This window comes from Pseudoalteromonas porphyrae (assembly GCF_001298125.1).
Lineage (GTDB): Bacteria > Pseudomonadota > Gammaproteobacteria > Enterobacterales > Alteromonadaceae > Pseudoalteromonas > Pseudoalteromonas neustonica.
The window spans coordinates 72389-99028 of the sequence record NZ_LHPH01000015.1; the positions used below are offsets into that span (position 1 = coordinate 72389).

At 40.1% G+C, this 26640-nt stretch carries 17 protein-coding genes; 8 read left to right on the forward strand and 9 right to left on the reverse strand.

Annotated elements, in window-relative coordinates; all coding sequences use genetic code 11:
* Nucleotides 1-8: 8 nt before the first annotated feature.
* Nucleotides 9-272, reverse strand: coding sequence for a DUF4212 domain-containing protein (locus tag ADS77_RS13495; RefSeq protein ID WP_004586074.1), 264 nt, complete (start codon nt 270-272; stop codon nt 9-11).
* A 389-nt stretch (nt 273-661) separates the two neighbouring features.
* On the opposite strand from ADS77_RS13495, the gene ADS77_RS13500 reads away from it, so the two are divergent.
* Both ADS77_RS13500 and ADS77_RS13505 read left to right on the forward strand, forming a co-directional pair.
* Nucleotides 662-4102 carry a PAS-domain containing protein gene (locus ADS77_RS13500; protein ID WP_054454908.1) on the forward strand — a complete coding sequence of 1147 codons (3441 nt, stop codon included), beginning with the start codon at nt 662-664 and terminating at the stop codon, nt 4100-4102.
* Nucleotides 4103-4265: 163 nt separating this feature from the next.
* Complete coding sequence (locus ADS77_RS13505; protein WP_054204265.1) at nt 4266-4643, forward strand: hypothetical protein; 378 nt, start codon at nt 4266-4268, stop codon at nt 4641-4643.
* Nucleotides 4644-4735: 92 nt separating this feature from the next.
* Here the strand turns inward: ADS77_RS13505 and ADS77_RS13510 are convergent, their stop codons facing one another.
* The gene (locus ADS77_RS13510; protein WP_054454910.1) at nt 4736-5338 is read right to left on the reverse strand and encodes an alpha-ketoglutarate-dependent dioxygenase AlkB; all 603 of its coding nucleotides are present in this window, start codon (nt 5336-5338) and stop codon (nt 4736-4738) included.
* A gap of 245 nt (nt 5339-5583) precedes the next feature.
* On the opposite strand from ADS77_RS13510, the gene ADS77_RS13515 reads away from it, so the two are divergent.
* Nucleotides 5584-6357: a hypothetical protein gene (locus ADS77_RS13515; RefSeq protein WP_054204267.1), complete on the forward strand. Its 774-nt coding sequence runs from the start codon at nt 5584-5586 to the stop codon at nt 6355-6357.
* A gap of 198 nt (nt 6358-6555) precedes the next feature.
* Here ADS77_RS13515 and ADS77_RS13520 read toward each other — a convergent pair whose 3' ends face one another.
* From ADS77_RS13520 to ADS77_RS13535, 4 genes are all read right to left on the reverse strand, one after another.
* On the reverse strand, nt 6556-9288 hold the full coding sequence (locus ADS77_RS13520) for a DUF2339 domain-containing protein (protein ID WP_054204268.1): 2733 nt from the start codon (nt 9286-9288) through the stop codon (nt 6556-6558).
* 110 nt (nt 9289-9398) lie between these two features.
* Complete coding sequence (locus tag ADS77_RS13525) at nt 9399-10763, reverse strand: hypothetical protein (protein WP_054204269.1); 1365 nt, start codon at nt 10761-10763, stop codon at nt 9399-9401.
* A gap of 164 nt (nt 10764-10927) precedes the next feature.
* Nucleotides 10928-12235 carry a metallophosphoesterase gene (locus ADS77_RS13530; protein WP_054454912.1) on the reverse strand — a complete coding sequence of 436 codons (1308 nt, stop codon included), beginning with the start codon at nt 12233-12235 and terminating at the stop codon, nt 10928-10930.
* 47 nt (nt 12236-12282) lie between these two features.
* Nucleotides 12283-15069 carry a TonB-dependent receptor gene (locus ADS77_RS13535; RefSeq protein ID WP_054454914.1) on the reverse strand — a complete coding sequence of 929 codons (2787 nt, stop codon included), beginning with the start codon at nt 15067-15069 and terminating at the stop codon, nt 12283-12285.
* Between the two features lie 325 nt (nt 15070-15394).
* On the opposite strand from ADS77_RS13535, the gene ADS77_RS13540 reads away from it, so the two are divergent.
* The 3 genes from ADS77_RS13540 to purU all read left to right on the forward strand — a co-directional run bounded on the left by ADS77_RS13540 (nt 15395) and on the right by purU (nt 18631).
* Entirely contained in the window at nt 15395-16315 is a 921-nt protein-coding gene (locus ADS77_RS13540; protein ID WP_054454916.1) for a GGDEF domain-containing protein, read from the forward strand.
* Nucleotides 16312-17331 (forward strand): helix-turn-helix domain-containing protein, encoded by a 1020-nt coding sequence (locus tag ADS77_RS13545; RefSeq protein ID WP_054454918.1) that lies wholly within the window; start codon nt 16312-16314, stop codon nt 17329-17331. Before ADS77_RS13540 ends, ADS77_RS13545 begins: the two co-directional genes overlap by 4 nt.
* A gap of 469 nt (nt 17332-17800) precedes the next feature.
* Nucleotides 17801-18631, forward strand: coding sequence for a formyltetrahydrofolate deformylase (purU, locus tag ADS77_RS13550; RefSeq protein ID WP_054204274.1), 831 nt, complete (start codon nt 17801-17803; stop codon nt 18629-18631).
* A gap of 81 nt (nt 18632-18712) precedes the next feature.
* Here the strand turns inward: purU and ADS77_RS13555 are convergent, their stop codons facing one another.
* Entirely contained in the window at nt 18713-19366 is a 654-nt protein-coding gene (locus tag ADS77_RS13555; RefSeq protein WP_054204275.1) for a response regulator transcription factor, read from the reverse strand.
* Nucleotides 19367-19463: 97 nt separating this feature from the next.
* The gene (gene acs / locus ADS77_RS13560) at nt 19464-21404 is read right to left on the reverse strand and encodes an acetate--CoA ligase (protein WP_054454919.1); all 1941 of its coding nucleotides are present in this window, start codon (nt 21402-21404) and stop codon (nt 19464-19466) included.
* 298 nt (nt 21405-21702) lie between these two features.
* Between acs and ADS77_RS13565 the strand changes: the two genes are divergently transcribed.
* Both ADS77_RS13565 and ADS77_RS13570 read left to right on the forward strand, forming a co-directional pair.
* Nucleotides 21703-22869 (forward strand): DcaP family trimeric outer membrane transporter, encoded by a 1167-nt coding sequence (locus ADS77_RS13565; protein ID WP_054204277.1) that lies wholly within the window; start codon nt 21703-21705, stop codon nt 22867-22869.
* A 156-nt stretch (nt 22870-23025) separates the two neighbouring features.
* Nucleotides 23026-25155, forward strand: coding sequence for a TonB-dependent siderophore receptor (locus ADS77_RS13570; protein WP_054454921.1), 2130 nt, complete (start codon nt 23026-23028; stop codon nt 25153-25155).
* Nucleotides 25156-25555: 400 nt separating this feature from the next.
* Here ADS77_RS13570 and recA read toward each other — a convergent pair whose 3' ends face one another.
* Nucleotides 25556-26599: a recombinase RecA gene (recA, locus tag ADS77_RS13575; protein ID WP_054204279.1), complete on the reverse strand. Its 1044-nt coding sequence runs from the start codon at nt 26597-26599 to the stop codon at nt 25556-25558.
* Nucleotides 26600-26640 lie beyond the last annotated feature (41 nt).

Sequence of the window (26640 nt, forward strand, 5' to 3'; positions counted from 1 at the left end):
CTTAGCTCCTATTCGTCTACGCCATATTTTTTATCTAACGTATTCATTTTGAAAACGTACACAAAAATCAAAGCCACAAAGGTGTAAATCGCGCCTTGCTGGGAGAACCAGAAGCCTAATTTAAACCCAAAAAAGCGTACTTCATTAAGTACATCAACCAGTAATATGCCAAACCCGAATGACACGACAAACCAAACCGCTAATAATTTAAACAGCAGTGAAATGTTTTCCGCCCAGTAAGCTTTTGCTTGTTCTTCATCTTTAAAAGCCATTTTTATTTCCTCTTTAACATCTGTAAAAAGTGATGTGTGTATTTTGTTTTCTTCGCTAACCAATTTAGCAACGCAGCCTTAACATTGAATTGAGACCATAGTCGTAACAATAAGTTAACGTTTACGTAAACTGTAAACACCCAATTGTTAAAAACAAGTAAAAGCGCTTTTTTATCAAAGCATTAACTATTTTATGGAATGATTTTAATTATTCACAAGCGCTATATGGCAGATCTGCGACATTAGTCTAATGTAATTACAAGCATTGAAATTAACTATAAATATCAATATCTTAAATAAATCACTTTTTAAAGCGTGGAATTGACAGCTCAAAACTGCAAAAACTTCTGGTATGGTGTGCAGTAACATAATAAAAATTGAATAAAAACATGACTGCTGCACTTATTTTTGTTGCTTTGGCATACATTGGCGTGTTGTTTTGGCTGGCTAACTGGGGTGATAAAACCACGCCGCTTGCAAAACGTATTAGCCACCATCCCTTTGTTTACTCGTTTTCATTGGGTATTTACTGTACCTCGTGGACGTATTACGGCTCAGTGGGCACTGCTGCAACAAGCAGTTGGAGTTACTTACCTATTTTACTTGGCCCCGCGTTGCTGTTCTTTTTTGGGCAAGGGTTTTTACGTAAATTGGTACTGGTGAGTAAAAAGCAAAATATTACCACCATCGCTGATTTTATCTCAGCCCGTTACGGTAAACGCCAAACCACGGCTATTATGGTCACTGTAATTGCCTTATTGGCCACTATTCCATATATCGCTTTGCAGCTTAAAGCCCTAAGTAACAGCTTTTTACTACTGCAAAGCGACAATAAAATATCAGGTTCGATGGTGGCACTGTCGGCCACTTTGATCATGGCCATGTTCGCGATCTTTTTTGGCACTCGTAAAGTTGATGTAACCGAATATCGCTCAGGGTTAATGTTAGCTGTAGCCTTTGAATCATTGATAAAACTACTCGCATTAGTAGCTGTGGCAGGTTTAGCACTTTACACCTTGTATAATTTGCCCACAGGCAGACAAGCGCAACTGCAAGAATCGATTTGGCAGCACTGGAACAACTTTAACTTTTTTAGTTTTAACTTTATTGGCCAATCGCTCATGGCAGCTGCTGCAATTATATGCCTGCCACGACAATTTCACGTTACCGTGGTTGATAACCAAGACAAACGCCATTTATTTACCGCCCGCTGGGCATTTCCACTGTATTTATTGCTCACCGCAGCAATGATTTTACCTATTGCCACTGCTGCAATTCACCCTGGTATTGGTAATGGCTTTTCACCCGATAGCTTTGTACTAGCCCTGCCATTGATGCACGACAATGTACTGCTCACAACGTTTGTATTTATTGGAGGGATCTCCGCCGCGACAGCCATGATAGTGGTTGCCACATTAACGCTAAGCACCATGATCTCTAATGACGTCGTATTGCCGCTAATGCTACGTCGTAAATTTAAACGCAACCTAATTACCAGCAGCTATAAGCCACAAATACTGCTCGTACGGCGCTTTACTATTGCCGGTATTTTGATCTTATCGTACTTTTATCAGCAATGGTTTGGCCACGGCAAAGCACTTGCCAGCATGGGGTTAGTCGCCTTTTCATTAGTAACCCAATTACTGCCCGCTATTGTTGGCGGTTTATATTGGCGCAAAGGCCATGCTTATGGCGTATATGCAGGATTGCTTGCAGGCTTTATTTGCTGGATACTTTTTTTAATGTTACCGATATTAGACGCTGGTAATACCTTGGATTCTGAACTACAGCAAACCCTGATCACCCGTGGCACTCTAATCGCTTTATTTGCCAACATAGGTTGCTATATTAGCTTTTCATTAGGTGCTGATGAGCGCTTAATTGACAAAATTCAAGCGGCTGCTTTTGTTAACCCCAAAGAGCAAGCGGTGCTTGCAAGGCGCTTAAACAAAAACGTAAAAGCCACCGTATACGATTTTAAAATACTGCTACAAACATTTTTAGGTATTCAACGCAGTCAACAAGTATTGGCTCAGTTTTCACTTAATCACCAGCTTGGCGAAAATAATACTCACCCCACCTCTGAGTTTATAGCTTACTGCGAACGCGCCCTCACGGGTGTATTAGGTGCATCTTCTGCGCAAGCATTGATCCATACTGTTGCATCAGGTAAACGCATGGCGTTTGAAGAAGTCGTTAACTTTTTTGATGAAACCACGCAAGCACTGCAATTTAATCAAAACTTACTATTTACCTCGCTTGAAAACCTTAGCCATGGTATTTCAGTTGTTGATAAAGAACTTAATTTAGTGGCATGGAACAAACGCTACGCAGAAATGTTTGACTACCCCGATGGTTTTTTAGAGGTAGGCCAACCAATTGAAGACATTATTCGCTATAACGCACAGCGCGGTGAATGTGGTCCCGGCGAAATTGACCGCCAAGTTGATAAACGCGTGCAACATTTAAAAAATGGCAGCTCACATCACTTTATTCGCCACCGTCGCAATGGCCAAGTGTTTGAGATGATTGGCAACCCACTGCCCGATGGCGGCTTTGTTACTAGCTTTTCAAATATCACTACCCACATTGCCACTCAAAATGCGCTCGAAGAAGTCAATATGGACTTAGAGAACCGCATTGAAGCGCGCACACAAGAAATTCGCACCATCAACAAAGATCTAGAAGCACAAATAGAAAGCCGTGTACAAACAGAGCAAGCACTCACTTTAGCAAAGCGTGAAGCAGAGCAAGCTAATGACAGTAAAACCCGTTTTTTAGCCTTAGCAAGTCACGATATTTTACAGCCACTCAATGCCGCCCGACTCTACCTTGCCGCAATTGATGAAAAATCACTTGCTGATAGCAATATCAACAACTTTGAAAAACTTGGCGCTAGCTTAGATTCAACTGTGCATTTAATGTCAGCTTTACTTGAAATTGCTAAACTAGAGCAAGGCGCCATGACCCCCACACCACGTCATTTTAGTATTGATGATATTTTAGCGCCGCTGCATAATGAATACGCAATATTAGCAAGTGAAAAAGGCCTACAACTCCATGTACGTTCAGGCCAGTTAATTGTGCATAGTGATATCACCTATCTGCGCCGAATTATTCAAAATTTAGTATCTAACGCAGTTAAATATACCGAAAAAGGTAAAGTATTAGTGGCGTGCCGTAAACGAAAACACCATTTACGCATCGAAGTATGGGACACGGGTCCCGGCATTAGTAAAGTAGAACAAGCTAAGATTTTTAATGACTTTTACCGTATTGAATCAGGTGATAACAAAGGCGTTGGTTTAGGGCTTGGTGTAGTCAAACGCATGGTTGATTTACTTAGCCTGCGCCTTGAAGTGGATTCTAACGTAAATAAAGGCAGCCGCTTTAGCATTGAAGTGCCCTATGGTGATAGCCAATTTGTACAGCAAAAAAACATCACTAATAGCTTGTTTGAAAACCGCTCCGCAATGAACATTATTGCCGTTGATGACGATCCTGAAAACTTAACTGCAATGGCCAGTTTATTGCAAAAGTGGCAGGCAAATTATCAGTTATTTGAGCAAGTAGAAACCGTGCTGGAGTATGCCAAACAGCATAGTGCACCCGATGTCATTCTAATGGATTATCAACTCGGTCATGACTGCGATGGCATTACATTAATCAAAACCTTACGGGAGATTTGGCAAAGCCCCGTACCTGCAATTTTAATAACCGCAGTACGCGACGATGAGCTAAAACAAGCAACTAAAGCTGCAAACATCCATTACTTATCTAAACCAATCAAGCCAGGGAAGTTAAAAGCACTGCTTAACCACAGTGCTTGATGTAAAAGGTTTTAGGAAAAAGATCAGGCTCTGCCTGATTTTTGTCCTTGCGATTTATCATTGTTTGTCATTTAATTGATTGTCTATTATTTGGCTGTACATTATTTGAGCCACACTCATAAGCTAGCGCTATTTTAACTTTGTTATATTACAAGGAGTTTGTATGAATACTTGGGTTTTCATTGCAGGGATAATCGGTTTATTTACATCTTGCGTGCATATTTTTGCTGGACAAGTGGATCCTATTAGACCTTTTCTTAAATCAGATCTTCCCGACATACCTAAAGCAACATTACTGGCCTGTTGGCATATGGTATCTGCCACTCTTGTTATTTGTGGGCTTGTATTAACTTTTGTTGGTTGGTTTAACTTGAACTCATTTCAAAATGTAGTTATCGGAATATCTGTAACATTTATCATTTTTTCATTTGTGTTTTTTACTGTCGGTTGGTACTTTTTCAAACTTAATACGTTTATAAAATTACCTCAGTGGTTACTACTTTTACCTATTGGCGTTTTGGGTATAGTTGGCGCCATCTAAACATATAAATCAGGATAGCTTGCATCAGTCTTCCTAAACCCTATTGTTTAATACCCTAGAGCGATCACGTTTTTAATAAGAATTTGTATAAATTAAACGCTCACTTCATTGGGCCAAGCAAATTGCCGAAATGAGATATTAAACCTTGGACCGATTGCTTTTGGCGTGCTTGCCAAGGCGTGTTGATACATATCTTGAAAATCTTCCCCCATTATTAATAGCGAGCCATCTTCGAGCGTGACACAGTGCTGCTCTTCGTCATTATTTTGGCTTCGAATTAAAAATTCACGTTCGGCTCCTAAACTTATTGAAGCAATAATATCTGTGGGGCCAAAAGCAGGTAAATCACTGTGAAAGCTCAAACTCTCTTTTCCATCAGGATAATAAAGGCACACAGCAACACTAAACTCGACACCCGTAAGCTCAGCAATTTGCTGTTGCAATCGACTTAGAAGGGGAAACCAAGCAGCATGACGCCCATGGTGTGAAGAAAAAAGCCCAGATTTTTCTAATTTTGGCTCTAAAAAAATCATTCGCCAAGGAAAAATGTTTACTTCGCTACCATCTGGCATTTCAATGAATTCTGGCTCATTCAGATCAAAGCGTACGCTTAACCAGTCAAATATTGCACGACTTTGCGAACGAGGCATAAACTGTGAATAGTAATGTGCATCGCAATTTAATGGGAGTTTCACTCACGTACCCTTAACGGTGATTTTAAATCCTTTTTAGAGCTTAGCAGTTTGTAGCGATAAGTAATATCAACGGTTATTACTTCAGTTAAATATGAGTAATACTGATTATTTTAAGTGCAACACTATAAGAAAGTCATAGTCTCAGGTAGAGTAGCCCAGCCTTTACAATATAACTTAAGGCACTCTTAATTATCGAACACTGACACCTCTAATTCGCTAAGCAAAACATATGAGAAGCTCTATTAATGCCAAGTAATCTATTAAATCGGCCAATTATTATGGTTCAACTACAACAATTAAGAATATTAATTGCTGCTTTACTGGCTATACCGTTATTTCTTTGGATGGATAGCCCTGCTGGCGATGTAACGTTTGGCAATGGTCAATTAACAGCAAACATAGCCGTATTCACTATTTTTATGGTGGGGGTTTTGCATTGTAATAGCCGAACTCGTACTGCCATGTTAATTGGAATTTTAGTTGGGTTTTTAGGGGAGTGTTTATTTTCGTTAGTTTTAAATATGTATCACTATCGGTTTGATAATATACCACTGTGGGTCGCATTTGGTCATGGGATGATATTTGGTCTTGTGTATCGCGCTTCTAGAAAACCGTTAATATTAAGAAATACGAAAAAACTAAAAATCATTTTGTTAATTGGCATCATACTATTCTCTACTTTTTGGTTTTTTGCTGAGAATGATGTATTTGGATTTATATGCACTTTGGTATTTTTAGCCTTTTTAATAGTGGCTAAAAAATCACAACTGTTTTTCTTACTGATGTTTTATGTGGTGCTGTATATAGAGTTAGTCGGTACATATACGGGTACTTGGTGGTGGCCTAATAACCTATCAAGTATTGCAAGCTTACCTAGTAGCGGTAACCCACCAACGGGGATTGCTGTATTCTATTTTTTATTCGATTTTGCTGTGTTTTATATTTATTTACACGCTATAAATCGAGTCACTCTGAAAAGATATAGGCGTTTTGAACAGCGATTAAAAGCAAACCCTTAAAACGAGTTCTATTGTTGAAACTTATCGCTCAGTAATGATGCTGAGCGATAATCCGTCATGTATACCCAAGCCAGTTCAAGATGCTATTTCAGTTGACGTTAAAAGCTATTTAGGCAAGCCATTATTGTAAAGTAACGCCTTGATATTAACCCCCTGTGAAACGCTGAAGTCTCTATGTTGTGGTAGCAGAAGTACATGCTAATGTACTTCTGCTTTACTTCTGAGCTTTTGAAACAGCCAGCTCAACGCCACCAGAGACAGCCCTAAACCAATAAATGAAATTGCTTTTAGTAAACCCGTTAGGTTTGCCATATCAATTAAGAATACTTTAACAATGACTGCGCCTAGAATACCCAATCCCAGTTTTTGTAGTAACAATTGGTGTTTTAAATGACCACTAATAACGACTAGCGCGCCAAGGGCTAACCAAATCACAGAATAGCTGTATAGCTCGGCATCACTAGCACCTTTTCCTAGGTGGATAAACGCACCTTGCCAATACTGACGAATAAGCGCATTAATTGCTAAAAACGCGAGTAGCCCCGATACACCTACGACTATAGCACTGAGTGTTGTATTAAGTGGTTTAACTAATTTAGCCAGCCAAAGTGCAAGTAAGCCTGGTACAAACCAAGTTAATAACACCCAGTTAAACACTGGGGTTTCGCCAATATATAGGCGCTCAAATAAAGGGTTGTTATCAAGTGATGTATTTAATAACAACAAAGCCGCTAATCCCGCAAGCGATAAGCCTGCCACTTTATAAAGCTTCCCTAACTGCCCTGCACTTTGTGAACGATATAAATAAACACAACCTAAAGCGAGCCAATTACAGCTTAGTAATACTTGCTCATAAAAACTTAATGAAGATAACTGTGGGTAGTGGCCAACAAGCTGATAACTGGTCTCTGTTGTAATAAACAGTGCTAAACAATGCAGTGTTGCGCCTTCGAGCCAGATTTTCATACCAGTTTGTTGCCACTGTTTTGCCGCAAACCAAAATAACCCAACGCATAACGGATAAACTACCGCGCTCCAATGTAACGATAACAAGGTTAAGTCAGAGTAACTTGCAATCCATGGTGCAAAGGTTAAACGGGCAAGCAACACAGCCACCAGCGCTTTAATTGGCCAATGCGGCATTGGCACATTATGGCGTTTTACTAAATAACTAATAACGAGCACTTGAATGGCTAGAGCAAGCGTTAATCCACTATCAGCTAATAGCATGGTTAAACACAGTGTTATATTGGCATTCGCGCCAATCCAATAGCTAAATTGTTGCCATTGAGTACTGGCGGCTTGTGAGCGCTTAATTAGCACGCCACTGGTCAGTAATAAAATAACTGTCCACACTGGATATGCAACATCTAAATCCTGCTCAGGGGTAATCGTGTAAAGTGTTGCTAACATAACAAACACACCAAACGATGCCAGCAAATGAAAGGTTAGGCGTTTTCTATAACGAGCACCAAAATAAAGCCCATAGCAGCAAAAACCAATGCCCAGTATTAATCCTAAGCCATAAATACCTTTAAATATAAATAAGTGATCATCACCATTAAAGTGCCTCTGTTGGGTGATCACTAAAACCACAGCAACTACTAATGCAAGCCCCTGCCAGAGATCCCATCGGCTATTTTGCAAAACCAAAAACAATAACATAACAATTGTACACAGCCCTATAATTTGCCACTGCATGCTGGCCAATGACATCACGATTGCAAGCAGTAACGGCACTACAATTGCCAATAATAATGGGTTGTCAGGCAATAACTTAAGTAATCGCTTAAGGCTATGCGGGCGGTATTCGAGTAAGCGTAGCATTAACCCTAAGCGCGCCATCGCAATCAGGCCAATAATAGATAACAACGCAAACCCACCTACAAGGTAATATTGCTGAGTATTCATTATGCTCAATGCGACCCAATACCAACCAATGTGGCATGTCCAAAGTAAATACCACAACCAATTGCGTTTTACTTTTTGCGCAACCAGTACCGCCGATAAAGTAACAAAACCAATATACATAAGCAGTGCCATAAGGTTGCCACTGCCTGTATTAACCCATATTGGTACGCTGTAAGCGCCAACAATGCCAAGCACGGCTAATAACGGCCCTAAACGCAACGCCATTACACTTGCCGCTAATGCTATAACTGCTAACATAACAAAGGCTGCAGTAGGGCTTAACATTGCGTAACTTGAATATGCAAGTAGAGTTAACGCAAAGCAGCTAATAAAACCGCCTCCCGCTAACGCCGCAGGCACGTAGTTATTAAACCCTTCAAAGACAATGCCTTTCCTATGTAAATATTCAGCCAGGCCAATGAGTGTCACGCCAAATAAAGCGCCAAATGTAATGCGTAATGAAGGCGACAATAAGCCCGCTTCTAAACTGTATTTAGCTAAAAATATTCCACCGAAGGCTAGCGCAATCCCCCCTATCCAAGTCATCCAATTTTCTTGTAGCTGAGTTTTAAATTGACTTAAAAAGGTGTTGAAAAAAGACGGTTGTTTTTTAACGCATGAGGGAGACGCTTGTTCATGCGATACTGGCTTGAAGGTATCTGGACTCTGCGGCGGCTCTACTGCAAATGATTGCACTGAGCGAGTTTGATGGGCTGCTGCATCTGTGTTGGTTATATCCGGATTGTCTGTCTCAGGATCATGCGGGTAAATACTGTGTGCATAAGCGCTTTGCATATCCGTGTTTTGCTTATTAAGCTGCGATGAATCCTGCTGTAAACTCTGATCTTTAGAACCTAACGCGCTATCTTTCTGCTGATTTAATACATAAGCCAGTTGCTTTTTTAATACCGTAATTTCATTTTTCAGCCCACCGAGCTGAAAAAAAGCAACTAAGCCTGCTATTGAACCTGCCAATATAATTAGTATCGCTAATACAATTAGCGCTATACCATCGTCCATTTTTCAATCCTTGGATATCTTTAATACCTCCGTTATAACGTAAAGTGTATTTAATATAAACACAAAAATCAGCGCTACTTTTTATAGCGCTGAAATTCATTTGCGTTAAATTATTCGACCGATTGCGTAATAGTGCGCTCTAACGTCATCTTATAGCCCGTACTACTGGCTTCGTCATGCTCAAGTATTAAAATATAGTTACCCTCTTGGCTAAAATCCATATCACCTTGCTGCATCAACACTATTTGCTGCCCGTTATCTTCATACAATACATAGGTGGTGTATGTTTCATTATCAACAACGACGCTTTCTTGGCTGTATTGATCAATACCCGTCACTCTATTTTTTGCATCATCAACCGTTTCGCCGTTTAAGGTAAAGACCACATCGACATCAACAATATTTTGCCCTGCATAACTATCTAATAAGTTAACAACAGTCACTTTATGGCTATAACTGCTTGGCGTTAAATCTTCTTTTAATGTCATCATTCGTGGGCCAAACTCTTTATCGGTATAAAAAAGTCCAACGTTACTTTGCTCACGTTCAAGGGTGAGTAAAAAATTATCAACAATGTTATCACCGGTATCATTCGTCATCGCAATACTGTAGCTATTAGGTGCAAGCTCAAGGTAGTTAGAATAGGTGTCGTTTGCAGTCAACTCAGATGGGTAACTTTGCGCGCCTCTGGTTACAGTAAAGCGAGTTTGGGAATAATCATCTATGGTATTAATAAAACGAACTTGCCCTTGCGCTGCCTGATGCTTTAACTGTGTCACGCTATTACTTGAGGTCACAATATCAAGTGCGATACCGTCATCTTGCGTAGCATAACTTGGGCGTATCATCATTACATAGCTGGCATTGTCGTTTAAATACACCGTAGCTGACTCAAAAATAACATTGGTGTCGCCACTTTGCGTGAGATATAAAGTGTAATAGCCTTCATCAATACTTTTTAAATCTAGCTCATTTAAATAAGTAGGTGACGTTATTAACTCTGCGGTATCAAACAGTCCATCATCATTAGCTAAGTAAACATCAAAGCTGATGTTCTCTCCTGCAATATTATAAAAACCTAAATTTAACTTACCATCATCGCTTGTGGTGGGTACGCTGAGTTCATTAATCGCTGGCTCAGCAAAGTCGCTGTTCATCACTAATAATTGGGTTACGCTATCTTTTACGTCGACGGTTTGCTCTTTGATGGTAATGTAACTGTCGTTTGCATCTAAATACTGTAGGCTAATATCATAACTATTTGTGCTGTAATTATGGCGCGTAGTTACATTGCCAAAGTCTGTACCTGAACGCTCAGCATCATCAATAAATAAGCGTGTGTATGGGCTATTATATGAGCCATTGTAAAGTTGAATGTAACCACTTTTGCTGGTGGATGAATCTCCTCCCGAGCAAGCTGTTAATGTTGTTATTAGCGTTGTTGTTAAAGCAATTTTAAATAGTGGGGTATTCATGGAATCAATTCCTTATTGTTTATAGTCGGCTTTAGACTCCTAATAAAGTTAATAATTTCATGATTTACAAAGCATTACTCCCGCTTACATAGCTTTACATACTTGTTAAAAACTGTGTAAATGTGCAAACAAATCGCACATTTACTCATAGTGATATTGCTTAATTATTGCGTGCGCTTATTAAAACTAAACTGAGCTTCTGACTGTAATTCACCACTTAAATCTCGCGCAGTTGTATAAAAACTCACATCAAGTTGATCGTCTTCATTATCAAGGTTTATGTGACTAAAGCCCCACACAAAACTCTTTGACCACACTAAATCATACTGAGGATACTGACGCGCTTGATACTGCGCAAACGGCGTATGCTTACCACGCATTTTTGAAGCCGCTCCTGAGATGATCAACGGTAACTTACCTTGACTATTGCCTGAGTCGTACTGTGTACAATCATCCGTTAATAACTCTAAATCGTGCTCATGTCCTGCAATATAACCGTCTGCATATTTACATAGTGTAGGCATTAGTAAACGCCTTAATACATGCCCTTCACTGTATTTTGTACCACCTATTGACCATAAAATATGGTGGCCATACACTAACTTCCACTTCGCCGTTGAGTTGGCAATACCTTGCTTTAGCCATGCAAGTTGTTTAAGGTCTTCACCATTTTTTGGGCCTTCATGCTGCTCATGAACTTCAAGCTCGGCGGTGCCATTTGCTATTGCTTGGCCCTCATCGCCTTCACTGCCATCTGAATTCAGTGGTACTTCATAGAATGTCTGCCCTGCTAACAGCATATTGGTATCCAGTACAAAAAACTCTACATCATTACCTGGAACCCCTTTTTTATAACTGTAATAACCTTGCTCTTCCATATAAAAATTGGCCTGTTTTGCCATCCACTGTGTTTGTAAAGCAACACCTTTACGCGAGCTTTTCCAGTCATGATTACCCAATGCTGAATACACAACTAAATTGGGGTCAACATTAAACAACGGTTTAAGTGGTGCATACACTAAATCGTGCAGACGCTTTTGATCGTCTTTACCGTCATCGGCATCGGCGCCATCTGGGTATACGTTATCTCCCAATTGAATAGCAAACTGGCACGCTTTGGTTTTACATAGCTGAGCCATAGCTAAGCCAACCGCTTGTGCCCCACCTTGCTCTGTTGCAATATCAGTTCCGGGATAAACATAAATAGGCGCATGATCAAACTCAGCTCTGGGGCGGTAATCTTCAAGCCAATCGTTAAGCTCAGCTGCAATAAATTGCTGCTTGTTCTTTGGATTTTTAAGGTGCTTTATTTTTGGGTAATCAACATGGTACCCGCCATCACCAAACGCTAAGAATGCAATATCGGCGGTGCCTATATTTCTCTTTTTTGGCTTATCTACATTTTGATATGTGCAACCTGATGCGGCTAAGCACACACTTAATACCAACCATACTGTATTTAATTTATTCATAACATTCTCAATAGCGAGCTTGCATAATTGCAAGCTCATCAATATTTTTATAAAGAAGAAAACGTAAAGCCCAACTCAAAGGTGCGCCCGTATGATTCATACTGATAGTTATAACGCTTATCAGAATGATATAAATACAATGGTTCATCAGTTAAGTTTGTCGCGTTAAAGTACACATTAATATTATCGCTAAAGTAATACTTGCTACTTAAATCTAACTGCATATGACTGTCTTCGTATACAGCCATATCTGCATCATCAAATTGAAAGCTCTTACTTTTATAAGATGCACTTAAGCGAGTGCTGATTGTATTGTTCTCAAAACCGATGAGCACATTTGCGACGGTATCAGCTTGGTTAGGTAGTTTGTCATCAGCATTAATAAATGTGCCGTTGGCCCCTAATAAAAAGCCTGATTTAAAGGTTTTATTCCAGTTTAGTTCAACCCCAGTTAACGAGGCTTTGCCACCATTGACCATTTGGACTACTTCATCAAAACCATCCCAGCCGACATTTCCTTGTACTTCTTGTTGCACAATAAAGTTATCAATATCTTTATAAAACACCCCAGCAGATAGCACGCCAATCGTGCCCGGATAGTATTCTATTGATGCATCTAAATTCATTGATTCGTATGGGTTTAAATCGGGGTTCCCAACTTGTGCTTTACGTTGCGTTTCAATAACGCCATCGTCTTCGGTGGTTTCGCTCTCGATAAGTTGATAAGCAGCGGAGTCGCTAAATGTAGGCCGTGCAATGGTATTGGTATAGGCAAACCGAGTAACCAATTTATCATTAATGTTGTAACGTAAATTTAAGCTTGGTAAAAAATAATCATAATCTTTGCTAACCTGCCACGGTGTTGTGGTGACGCTTTCCGTGTCATTAATTTCATCGGTAATTAACTCCACTTGATTACCTTGAGTATCAAAATCAGTTGCTTCATAGCGTACACCAGCCACTATATGTAACTTATCTATATCCATGCTAATCATTGCATAGGCGGCTGTAATATCTTCATTACTTATATAGCTCTCACCATCAGATTCAACACGAGATTCATTGCTGTTTAAATCAAACGTCGCTTTATTTGTACTAACAAACTGAGCTATCGCATGTCTACTTAACCCTGGGCCAAACTTACCTAAGTCATAGTCTGGCGCTAAAGTTGCAAAATCATTGCCCATCGCATTTAAAAAATCGCCATCGTAAATCGCTACATTTACATCGTTACGTTTTTCACGGCGCTGCTGTTTAAAGCCAAACTTAAACTCGCCATTGTTATTTTTCCAAACAAAATCACGTGTAAAATCAAGCTTAAAGCTCAGCTCTTCATCGTCGCTAGTATTATTAATAACCTCAACTTTGTCCATTTCAAACAGCGCTAAATCATGCGCATTAGCTGATTGAGTTAGCATTGGCGTATCAGTACGCGCGGTGTAACCCATATCAATATTCTCTGCTGCAAAGGTAACATCAAGACGGTTTGGTTCTTTTTCTTGAGATTTTGAATAACCTACATTGTATTCAACAAACCAATTATTTAGCTGGTTTTCACCCCCTACCACCATTGATAAAATGCTTTGCTCTTCGTATCTGTCTTTCGTGTCGCGGTCCATTTCTGCGCCAGTAAAACTTCCCGTGGTATCGCTACTTTGCAGTAATTTTCCATCACTGAATTTATATTCGTTTCGCTGGCGGTATTCGTCATCTGAAAAATCACTGTACAAAGTACGTAAGTAATATTTATCCGTCGCGCTCGTATGTAAATCAACATTAAGCGCAGCGCCAAAACGCTCTCGAGTTATTTGATAATGGCGCTGCTCAATTTCTTCAGCACCCATAATTGTTAGATCATTTCCTGTTGCTGCGTCTTCAACTTTAAATTCACTCCAGCCGCCATCGGTTTCTATATTTCGTGATCCAAAATCACGTTTAAACCAAGATACCGCTGTCGCTATACCTAAATCAACACCGCCATCAAGCTCATATATATTGGTATAACTACCGGAGAGCTTGGGGCTAGCTTTTGATTCTAACTCGTTATATGACCCATGCGCTGTAAAGCTATAGCTCTGCTTTGCTTTATCAAAAGCACTTAAACTTTTCACTTCAATAGAGCCGCCAATGGCACTGGCGTCCATGTCTGGCGTAACTGTTTTGCTTACTTCTAAACTTTGAATGAGCTCACTTGGGATCACATCCATTGCTACAGAACGCACACCCGCCTCAGGCGAAGGGACATTCAAACCATTCACTGTGACATTATTTAAATTAGGATCAATACCACGGATCCCAACAAAGCGGCCTTCACCTTGATCTCGGGCAATAAAAATACCGGGTAGTCGCTGTAATGACTCTGCTGCATTTTGATCTGGAAATTGGCCAATTGAATCAGCACTCACCACCGACTTTAAATTATTTGCATTTTTTTGACGGTTAATCGCCCCCGCTTGCCCTGCGCTTTGCCCATAAACAATAATGTTATCCATCGCGTCTTGTTGCTCACCGATAACAAACAGCTTTTCAAATACTTTGTTATCAACAACCGTAATAGCCTGCTCAACTCGCTCCGCTCCAATGTAATTTATAACCAAGGTGTAATTACCAGCGGGGAGTTTATTAAATGAAAACGTACCATCGCGGCTACTTACTGTTTTTAGGCTTAGCTCTTTAACAGTAACTTTTGCCCCGCCAAAATAAACACTATGGCTAGCATCCGTTATGCGCCCTTGTACTTTGCCATCAGCTAGTACTGGTGTTGCGTATAAAATGCTACAACATGCAATAGCGATACTCGATTTAATAAATGGTGACGATTTAAAGGGGTTCATAGTTGATCTCTTAATTGCGACTTATAATTTAATGTTGTTAGCGGCCACAACGTGGCCTACCGGCAACACCCTAAAAGTAAAAGATGAACTAAATATGTCAGTGCTAGTTACACTACTTTTAAATGCGATTATTTGATGTATTTAACGCCGTTACTTTTGTTAAATGAGCTAATTTGACCCCCAAACCACGTGGGGTAATCGCAGTAACTGCAATAAAAACCGCATAAACCCACCCTGTCAGTAAAAAATATGTCATCACTGTGAGCTAATATGACCCTAGTGGTATTTAAACTCTGTCGTCCAAACCCAACCTAATGAGCGCATCATGAATTTAACCTTTTTAAAATTACACCGTTCACTGTTATTTATTTTAGCGACCATGTTGATTTGCGTACTGACACTCACCCTCAGTTATGGGCACTACAAAGGGCATAATAATATTGATTGGTTTGATGTTGCTGGTGAAGGGGGAATTACAATCATGACCTTGCTGTGGATTTTCTTTATTTTACTCAGTAGACCGAAAGGGCGAGTAACCAACCTATTATTTGCAGGTTTGGCTATTATGAATCTATCAATGACTCTTGATTTTATTGATGAATTTGTCAACTACGATAAAAATCAAGCATGGTTGAGTACCATTGAATCTATTCCTGCGCCATTTGGCATGATTTTAATGAGCATTGCTCTATATCATTGGCATCAAGAACAAATGAGCATAAACCTGCAACTACGAAACCGAGAGCGCTTTTACCGAGAACACCAGCTCAGCGATGCAATCAGTGGCTTAGCCAGCGCCGATTATATGAAAAGTCAAATAAATAGAGAGCTCAATTTACTGCATCATAACGAGCATGGGTTTTCATTATTGATGATTGATATAGCTCAGTTTGACTGTTTCAACCGTCAATTTGGCGCCAAAGCTGGCGACAAATTACTTCATGAATTTGCCCAAGTATTAACCCTAAATGTACGCAAGAATGATTTAGTTTGTCGCTATGCCAGTGACTGCTTTATTGTATTACTGCCTGACACGCCTTTAAATATGGCAGATGAATTAAGTCGCTCAATTATTAATGCACTAGAGTCATTTTCGTTTCAAGGAAGTACAAAAAAAACCAACATAAAACAAAAAGTGCACCGAAGCTTAATTACAGCGCAACACGATGATTCAACATCTGCCTTACTCAGTAAGTTGCATAAAGGCTTATTAAATAACAAGCGCTTATTTGAGCAAACTGCGTGAATTTTAAAAAAGTAATCGACATAGATACACCATGTACTGGATTACAATCTTGGGCGGCTCAATTAGTCGACTTGGCCAAACACCGTGGGATCCATCCAGACAAATTATTAAAAGGGACCAAGCTTTTTTATCAAGATTTTGAGCGAGGTAAAAGTAATGTAAGTGTTGCTCAATTTTATCGTTTACAAGAAAACTGTCAGCAATTAGATTGGCAACACGAGCTTAGTTTTTTACTTGGCCGTAAGTTACTTAACCACAACCCTTTACACAGTGCATTCTCTCAAGCTTCGAGCTTAAAATGCCTACAAAAATTATTACTGCAATTTCCATTGCATGGCTTAAATTTATTTAATGCGCAGCATAGACATCATCACAGACGTCATCACTTCATTATTAACCTCAGCTTTGGTGCTATTAACACCGCCGTAGAACAATTTTGCTGTGAACTATTTGCCAGCTTTATCGCAACAACGTGCAAATCACGCATTGGTAATAACAGTGACTTATGCTTCTCATTCCCTTACCCTGAGCCCAAATATATAGAGCAATACCAAGTTAATTTGCAGGCAAAGTGTAAGTTCTCGCAGCAATTATTTATGATCAGTATAAGTGACGAGCTTTATAACAAATATTTAATTGATAGTTGCCCAAGCTTACTCCAGCAATCATTAGCAAACTTAATGCAGCACACATCACCGGCCACACCTTGGTTGCAATTGGTTCGTAACTATATTTCAGCCCAACCACAGCAGAACCTCGAGGCCGTAGCGCATTATTTTGCTATGAGTCCCGCAACTTTCAAACGTAAGCTTAAACAGCATCATACGCGTTTTATCGCTTTACAAGATTGCATCAAGCGGCAAACCGCAGTGTTTAATATCATAACTCTTGCACAAAGCAATGAAGCGCTCGCCATAGAGCTTAACTTTAATGATCTGACCAACTTTAGGCGCGCATTTAAACGCTGGACAGGCATGACACCAAGTAACTTACGTTGCCAGCTTAAGTCATTGTGAATAATTATAAAAAGCACTTAAGTGAGAACTGCAAAGTAAATCTAACTAGGGCTTGTTGAACTTTACGGATTAAAATTCGTTCAATTTAGGGGCGATTTAATCGCAGCGTAAGGTTTATAATCTAATTAGTGATGAAAACGATTTAATAAACAATGTCCCTTATATCGTCGTAAATCCATTAAGATCAAACATAGTGAGCCACATCGTCGACTACTCCATTGGGGGTTGTATTTATATAAAGTAGCAGCGAGTTTACCCCGCGTTTTTAAGAGGGTTACCCCGTACCAATCCAAATATTCGCATATTTACGAAACCCCGGTGCATTTAACCCGATATAAAATTGCAGCTACCACGTCAATTCCGCGTACTTATTGTATTTACTCTAAAATTTACAAGCTATAACCCCTTTTGTTTTCGTGATAAATTAACAAATAATAAAACGACTAATCATAGGATTGGAATGAGGGAAATGAACACAATACTTACAACGCAATGTGCGGATGATGTGGGCTTAATTGCCAAAATTACAGGGCTTTGTCACGAGCATAATTTAAATATTACACGTAATAATGAATTTGTAGATAAAGATGCCCAGCGCTTTTTTATGCGTACTGAATTAACTGGCGCACCAGCACCTGACTTTTTAAATCAATTACAGGCTTTGCTACCCGATGGCGCGCAATTAGCACTGCATACTGACGAAAAAACCAAAGTCGTGTTGCTTGCCACTAAAGAAGCGCATTGCTTGGGCGGCGTATTGCTAAAGCAGTTTGAGCAAGCGCTGAATATTGAAGTATTGGCTGTAATTGCTAATTACCCTGACTTAGCACCATTGGCGAAGGGCTTTGATGTGCCGTTTCATGTGGTCAGCCATGAAGGGTTATCACGCGCTGAACACGACCTGCAAGTGGGTGACTTAATTGCTAGTTACAAACCAGACATTATTGGCCTTGCCAAATATATGCGAATCTTAAGCCCTGAGTTTGTTGGTCGTTTTGACGGTAAAATCATTAATATTCACCATTCATTTTTGCCTGCGTTTATTGGTGCAAAACCGTATCATCAAGCATTTGAACGTGGCGTTAAAATTATTGGAGCTACCGCGCATTTTGTTAATAATGAGCTTGATGAAGGGCCAATCATCATGCAAGACGTGACTCATGTAAATCATGCGAATACAGCTGAAATGATGGCTAAGATGGGCAAAGATGTCGAGAAAACAGTGTTTTGTAAGGCACTACAATTAGCGTCTGAGCACAAGCTGTTTATTAATGGTAATCGTACTGTGGTGTTTAGTTAAGCTCTTGGTTTGTGGAAATAGCATGCCAATGAAAATGAAGAGGCTGTTCGCCTCTTTATTTTTGTTATTATTAATGTGTACTTATTGTGCAGGTTCAATCGGTTCTAGTTGTAATTTTGCTGCAATCAATACCGCTTGCGTACGGTTATAAACGCCTAGTTTTCTGAAAATTGCAGTAATGTGGGCTTTTACTGTCGCTTCTGAAATATGAAGTTCGTAGGCAATTTGCTTATTCAGTAAACCTTCGTGTAGATATTGTAATACTTTGTACTGCTGGGGCGTTAACGACGCAACTTGCGCTGCGATCTCTTTATCTTCGCCTTCAACGGTCGCAACTTTGTCTTTTAGTTCGAGCGGTAACCACACGTCACCATCCAAAATTTGGTTAATTGCACTGGCAATATCATCCGATGATGATGATTTAGGAATAAACCCCATTGCGCCATAACTCATGACTTTTGAAACAATATGTATATCTTCACTGCCTGATACAACTGCAATTGGTAAGCTTGGGTAGTCTTCACGAATGCGAATTAAGCCGTATAAATCGCCGCTTCCTGGCATATGTAGGTCAAGTAGTAAGATGTCTAAATCTTCTTGTTCGCTAAGTACCTGCAAAGTGCTATCAAAACTATCTGATTCAAAAACGTCTAAATCATCAAACTTTGAACTTAATGCTCCTTTTAGTGCTTCACGAAATAACGGGTGGTCATCCGCTATTAAAAACTGACTCATGGTTCACTCCTAATAAATTCGGCTGCTATCTATCAAGTAGACAACAGCCGATATACTACGTTTAGAATCAACTTCTAATCAAGTTTTTAACGCAAATTTAACGATTTAATCGGTTCTCGATTAATTCATCAACAACGCCCGGATCTGCAAGTGTTGAGGTATCACCAAGTTGTTGATGCTCATTTGCAGCGATCTTACGTAAAATACGACGCATAATCTTGCCTGAGCGTGTTTTAGGTAGACCAGGTGACCATTGAATCATATCTGGCGATGCAATTGGGCTTAGCTCTTTACGCACCCAGTTACGCACCTCTTTGGTCAGTTCATCGCTAACAGTAACGCCTTCGTTTGGCGTAAGATATACATAAATACCTTGGCCTTTAATATCATGCGGGTAACCAACAACAGCAGCCTCTGCAACTGCGGCATGGGCAACTAACGCGCTTTCTATCTCTGCTGTACCTAGGCGATGTCCTGATACATTTAGCACGTCATCAACGCGACCTGTGATCCAGTAGTAACCGTCTTCATCACGACGACAACCGTCACCGGTAAAGTACACACCCGGATACGCTGAGAAATACGTTTGTTCAAAGCGCTCATGGTCGCCATAAACTGTACGAGCCTGTGATGGCCAGCTATCAAGAATAACTAAATTACCATCAGTCGCGCCCTCAAGTGTATTACCTTCGGCATCAAATAATGCTGGGGCGATACCAAAGAATGGACGCGTTGCAGAACCCGGTTTCATGTCAATCGCACCTGGTAATGGTGTGATCATGATGCCGCCGGTTTCAGTTTGCCACCAAGTGTCAACAATCGGACAATTACTCTTACCAATGCTTTCGTAATACCATGTCCATGCTTCTGGGTTAATTGGCTCACCAACAGAACCAAGAATACGTAAAGTATCGCGATTTGATGTGGCTGTAGGTTCATCGCCTTTAGCCATCAATGCACGAATTGCCGTAGGTGCAGTATATAAAATTGTTACACCATGCTTATCAACGACTTCACCCATACGGCCAGCTGTTGGGTAAGTAGGCACACCTTCAAACAATACTTGCGTACAACCGTTTACTAATGGCCCGTAAGCAATATAGCTATGGCCGGTGATCCAGCCTACATCAGCGCTACACCAAAAAACATCATCTTCTTTTAAATCAAATACGTATTCGTGGGTCATCGATGAATAAACTAAGTAACCACCGGTGGTATGAACCACGCCTTTTGGTTGCCCTGTAGAGCCCGACGTGTAAAGAATAAAGAGCGGGTCTTCTGCGTTCATAGGCTCTGGCGCGCACACTGCTGGTACATCAGCAACTAAGTCATGCCACCAAACATCATGTTCGTTCCACTGCACTTCCCCACTAGTAAGCTGATGCACGACGACGTGCTCGATTGTCGTCACTGATGGTTGTGAAACGGCTTCATCTACGTTTGCTTTAAGCGGTACGGTGTTACCTGCTCGGCGGCCTTCATCAGATGTAATAACTATTTTAGCGCCAGAATCTTTAATGCGATCAGCGATGGCTGAAGGTGAAAAGCCACCAAATACCACTGAATGAATTGCACCTAAGCGCGCACATGCTTGCATTGCGTAAACCGCTTGCGGTGACATTGGCATATATATAGCGATTCGATCGCCTTTTTGTACACCTAATTTTTTTAAGCCATTGGCAAACTTAGCAACTTCATCATGCAGTTGCTGATAAGAAATATGTTCGCTTTGTGAAGGGTCATCACCTTCCCAAATGAGTGCTGTTTTATCTGCTTTAGTCGCCAAATGGCGATCTATACAGTTATATGACGCATTTAGTTCGCCATCTTCATACCATTTAATACTGATATGGCCTTTATCAAAAGAAGTATTTTTTACTTTAGTGAAAGGTGTAGACCAATCAAGGCGTTTGCCGTGTTCACCCCAGAAGCTTTCTGGGTCATCAATAGATTGCTTGTAAAGTGTATTATATTTATCGTTATCAACTAATGCTGCATTCTTGATATGTGCAGGAACTGGATAGATACTTTGTGACATAGTCGTCTCCATTTTTAATTACTTGCCATCGGCCTACCCCAAGGATCACCCAGCATCGTAGGTGAAAGTATTAGACCTTAGTTGTAGAGCCTTTTAATTGTTTATATGTACCTAAAAAGATACTAAACTATCGCACTTTTTACACCATTAATACAGTGTGTTAATAATTTGTACTTTTTATGCTCTGTAATAATGCCACCTTAGTCTAATAGACCAATAGGTAATTGAGTAAAAAGCGTACTTAATCAAAAGTGGTATTACAAAAATGCAACAAGCAGCCTCGAATAGGACATTGACTATGACAACAAAAACAACAGCATTAAAAACCCTCACCGCGACAGCCGTTCTATGCGCACTATCAGCAAGCGCGCATGCTGCAACCATTGGTAATACTGATGTAACTTACGGTGGTTATGTAAAGCTAGATGCTATGTGGAGTGACTACTCATCAGGTGTACAAGCTGGCGGAAGCATTGGTCGTGACTTTTACGTACCAGGCACGACACCTGTGGGTGCTGATGTAGATAGTGATCCAGTATTTGATATGCATGCTCGCCAATCACGCTTTTTCTTTGGTACTGCAACAACGCTAGATGACGGTAAAGAAATAAAAACTAAAATTGAAATCGATTTTATTGCATCAGCTGCCGGCGGAAATGAGCGCGTGAGTAACTCATACGCCCCGCGTGTTCGCCAAGCATTTATTACTTATGATGGTTGGTTATTTGGCCAAACATGGTCAAACTTCCAGAACGTAGGGGCATTACCTGAAACACTCGATTTTGTAGGCCCAGCAGAGGGCACTGTATTTGTTCGTCAAGCTCAAGTTAAATACACAACGGGTAGCTGGTCTTTCTCTATAGAAAACCCTGAAACCACAGTAACAATGCAAGGTGGTTCAAGAGCGTCAATTGATGATGCATCTTTACCTGATTTTACAGCTCGCTATGCGCACAAGGCAAAATGGGGTGAGATTGTGGTTGCGGGGCTTGCACGTCAACTTAGCTACAAACAAAACGGCATTGACGCAGACGAAACATCATTTGGTGTAAGCGCCTCTGGTAAAGTTAATTTTGGTAAAAACAATCTTAAATTTATGCTTACCCAAGGCCAAGGTTTAGGGCGCTATATTGGTTTAAATGTTGCTAATAGTGCGGTACTTAATGGCGATGATCTCGATGCGATTGATTCAACATCTGGTTTTATTGCTTATCAACAGCAATGGAATAACCAATGGCGTTCAACATTCTTATACTCATTCTTCTCAGCCGATAATAACTCAGATTTACTAGCGATAACTGGCGACCCAACAAAAACAAGTCAAAGCTATAGCGCTAATATTCTTTATTCTCCAGTTAAAAAGCTAACATTTGGTGCTGAGTTAAAAGTTGCCGAACGCGAACTAGAAAGCGGCTCTGATGGTGATATGGAACGCTTACAATTTTCTGTTAAATATGCATTTTAATATTATTTATTTCCTGTTACTTCCTTTTAAGCGGCTTTAGCCGCTTTTTTATTGCCAACCATACCACTCTAACTATCCACTTAAACAGAACAGGTATTGCAAATCACTATCATTTAGATTAAATTACTCGATTCTTTGAACTATTTGGAACTTTACATGTCTGCCCCGCAATTTTTACGTTTATCTAAGTTAGCCGTACTAACCTCTTTAGCCCTCAGCAGTTACAGCCAAGCCACTGAAAATAAAGACAATGATGAGAATATTGAAAAAATCGCGGTGTATGGACAACACCACAAAAACTATATTACGGAAGATGCACAATCAGCGACCAAACTTGGCTTAACAATAAAAGAAACGCCGCAGTCTATTTCAGTGATCTCGCGCGCACTCATGGATGACTTCTCGCTTGATAATTTAAACGCAGTGTTAGAGAGTACACCTGGTGTAACCGTTGAACAAATAGAGACAGATCGTACGTATTTTAAAGCTCGTGGTTTTGAAATTACAAATTTTCAAATAAATGGTATGGGCTTGCCTCAAGATTTAGGTTCTATTCAAGGTACGCTTGATACATCAATTTTTGAAAGTATTGAGGTTGTTCGCGGTGCCAACGGTTTAATGACCGGTGCTGGTAATCCATCAGCAACTGTTAATATGGTGCTTAAAAAGCCGACTTATCAAACAAAAGTTAGCGCTTCAGCTTCTTATGGTTCGTGGAATAACAAACGTTTTGAGCTTGATGCCTCAACAGCCTTAGCGGATGACCATGCAGTACGCGTCGCATTCACTAAGCAAAAAACAGATTCATACCTAGATCGTTATGAACAAGATAAAACTATTTATTACCTAGCCTACGAAGGACAGCTAACCGATAGTACTCTTTTATCTGTTAACTACGTTAATCAAAAAAAGGATGCTGATAGTCCTCTATGGGGTGCGCTGCCACTTTATTACACTGACGGTACAGCAACAAATTATGACTCATCAACCAGCACTGCCGCTGATTGGTCATACTGGAACAATACCGCTGAACAAATATTTGTATCTATTGAGCAAAGTATTGCTGCTAGTTGGTTTATAAAAGCGAATTATGCCCATATAGAAAATGAGCAAGAGTCGGCTTTATTTTACGTATACGGCACACCAAATAAAGAAACTCAAACAGGTCTATCTGGCTTAGCAAGCAATTATAATTATAAAGATGAGCATGATATTTTTGATTTATATGCCACAGGTAAACTTGATTTATTCTCACGTGAGCATGATTTATCATTTGGCGTAAACCAAGCCGATATGAAAAAAACCGAATCATCGCTATATGATGCAAACCAGCAGCACCCTAATCCAGCACCTAGTATTGATCACTTAAATACTTGGGACGGATCAGCGCCAGTACCCACTTTAAATGCAGGCTTACGTGGTGGGGATGTAAAAAACAGACAACGCTCGGCTTATATATCAGCACGACTTAGTCTCACCGATTCATTTAACTTCTTAACAGGTATAAGCCAAGTTAACTGGCAAACTGATGGTATTTCTTATGGCGTAAATAAAGCGAAAGATAGTGAGCAAACAGTGCCTTACTTCGGTGCTGTTTATGACTTCAACGAGAGTATTTCTAGTTATGCTAGCTACACCGAAACTTTTGTGCCACAAACACAACGCGACATTAACGGTGACTACTTAGATCCAATTACAGGTAAAAGCAGTGAAGTTGGCCTAAAAGCTCAATTACTTGAAGATAATCTATTTATTACTTTGGCATACTTTGATGCCAAACAAGTAGGACTTGCTGTAGCTATTCCTAATTCATCGCCAGATGATACGCGCTTTTATGGCGCTGACGGCATTAATAGTGATGGGTTTGAAGTAGAGCTCAGCGGTAAATTGACTGACGATCTAAGTGCAAGCTTTAGCTACAGTGGCGTAAATATTGAAGGTGATGACTTAGTTAAAGATTACACCCCTGAGAATCAATTTAAGCTTGCTATTACTCATCAAGTACCAACGATTGAAGGTCTAACCTTTGGTTTAAATTACCGCTGGCAAGATGATACTAAGCGCGTACAAGTGCGTGATGCCAACAATAATGCACTCGTTACAACAAAGCAAGACGCTTATGGGCTACTAGATTTAATGGCCACTTACGAAATTACTGATAACGTAGGGGTCACTTTAAACATTAATAATGTTACCTCTGAAAAATACATTAACAGCCTATACTGGGCGCAAGGCTATTACGGTGCACCACGTAGTTACGCCATCTCTGTAAATTGGCAACTATAATGACTAACACGCTTTTTATTTATTAAAAAGCACTAGGGCGTGTTGACCTTTGTGGATTGAAATTTGTTCAACCTAGGGGCGATTTAATCGCGGCGCGAGGTTTGTAACCTAGTGGGCTAAGTAAAAACCGAGCAACAAAGAGTCAATCGCCCCTAGGAAGAACCCTTTGGGCAGCGCATGTTTGGCATTTATACTGCGTTATCGCCTATTTATGGGGAACAACCACACGACATAGGCTCTGCCTTGCCTAAATACCAAACATACTGCTGCAAAATCAATCACGAAAGGTCAACACGCCCTAGCTCATTACTCAAAAAGTAAAAATAAAAAACCGCTAAATAATTATATTTAGCGGTTTTTTAATATTAAGCGCGGGTCAAGTCGAGCTTATTGAGTCTGTTTAAAGCTCTGCATCATCAGCTAAAAGAGCATCTTCATCGTCAGGCTTAATGGTTGCTTTTAATAGCAATAAATCACGCAACTTACCTTCAATCTCATCTGAAATCTCAGGATTCTCTTTCAAAAACTTAATTGAGTTAGATTTACCTTGGCCAACTTTACTGCCATTGTAGCTGTACCATGCACCGGCTTTTTCAACCAATTTATGTTTAACGCCTAAATCAATAAGCTCGCCGTGTTTAGAGATACCTTGGCCGTACATAATAATAAACTCAGCCTGTTTAAATGGCGGTGCAACTTTATTTTTCACCACTTTAACACGGGTTTCGTTACCAACGACTTCATCGCCCTCTTTAACAGAACCAATACGACGAATATCTAAACGAACAGATGCGTAAAACTTAAGTGCATTACCACCTGTTGTTGTTTCAGGGTTGCCAAACATAACACCAATTTTCATACGAATTTGGTTTATGAAGATACATAACGTGTTTGAGCGTTTGATATTACCCGTTAGCTTACGTAATGCTTGTGACATTAAACGTGCTTGAAGACCCATGTGTGAGTCACCCATGTCACCTTCAATCTCAGCTTTTGGTGTTAGTGCAGCAACAGAATCGACAACGACTACATCGACAGCACTTGAGCGTACAAGCATGTCGCAAATTTCAAGTGCTTGCTCACCGGTATCTGGTTGTGAAACTAATAACTCATCAATATTAACGCCTAGTTTCTGTGCGTAAATTGGATCAAGAGCATGCTCAGCATCAACAAAGGCACATGTTTTACCTTCTTTTTGAGCTTCTGCGATAACTTGTAGTGTCAGCGTTGTTTTACCTGATGACTCAGGACCGTATATTTCAACAATACGCCCCATAGGTAAACCACCTATGCCTAACGCGATATCAATGCCTAGTGAGCCTGTTGATATTGCTTCAATGTCTAATGCCTTGTTATCACCCAATTTCATAATTGAGCCTTTACCAAATTGACGCTCAATTTGAGATAAAGCAGCGTCCAATGCTTTTTGTTTGTTATCGTTCATTTTACTCTCCAAATCCGGCTAATGCAGACAAGTATACTGTA

Coding starts and splice junctions, on each gene's coding strand:
- ADS77_RS13495 (WP_004586074.1), bottom strand. CDS start 272: ATGGCTTTTAAAGATGAAGAACAAGCAAAAGCTTACTGGGCGGAAAAC.
- ADS77_RS13500 (WP_054454908.1), top strand. CDS start 662: ATGACTGCTGCACTTATTTTTGTTGCTTTGGCATACATTGGCGTGTTG.
- ADS77_RS13505 (WP_054204265.1), top strand. CDS start 4,266: ATGAATACTTGGGTTTTCATTGCAGGGATAATCGGTTTATTTACATCT.
- ADS77_RS13515 (WP_054204267.1), top strand. CDS start 5,584: ATGCCAAGTAATCTATTAAATCGGCCAATTATTATGGTTCAACTACAA.
- ADS77_RS13520 (WP_054204268.1), bottom strand. CDS start 9,288: ATGGACGATGGTATAGCGCTAATTGTATTAGCGATACTAATTATATTG.
- ADS77_RS13525 (WP_054204269.1), bottom strand. CDS start 10,763: ATGAATACCCCACTATTTAAAATTGCTTTAACAACAACGCTAATAACA.
- ADS77_RS13530 (WP_054454912.1), bottom strand. CDS start 12,235: ATGAATAAATTAAATACAGTATGGTTGGTATTAAGTGTGTGCTTAGCC.
- ADS77_RS13535 (WP_054454914.1), bottom strand. CDS start 15,069: ATGAACCCCTTTAAATCGTCACCATTTATTAAATCGAGTATCGCTATT.
- ADS77_RS13540 (WP_054454916.1), top strand. CDS start 15,395: ATGAATTTAACCTTTTTAAAATTACACCGTTCACTGTTATTTATTTTA.
- purU (WP_054204274.1), top strand. CDS start 17,801: ATGAACACAATACTTACAACGCAATGTGCGGATGATGTGGGCTTAATT.
- ADS77_RS13555 (WP_054204275.1), bottom strand. CDS start 19,366: ATGAGTCAGTTTTTAATAGCGGATGACCACCCGTTATTTCGTGAAGCA.
- acs (WP_054454919.1), bottom strand. CDS start 21,404: ATGTCACAAAGTATCTATCCAGTTCCTGCACATATCAAGAATGCAGCA.
- ADS77_RS13565 (WP_054204277.1), top strand. CDS start 21,703: ATGACAACAAAAACAACAGCATTAAAAACCCTCACCGCGACAGCCGTT.
- ADS77_RS13570 (WP_054454921.1), top strand. CDS start 23,026: ATGTCTGCCCCGCAATTTTTACGTTTATCTAAGTTAGCCGTACTAACC.
- recA (WP_054204279.1), bottom strand. CDS start 26,599: ATGAACGATAACAAACAAAAAGCATTGGACGCTGCTTTATCTCAAATT.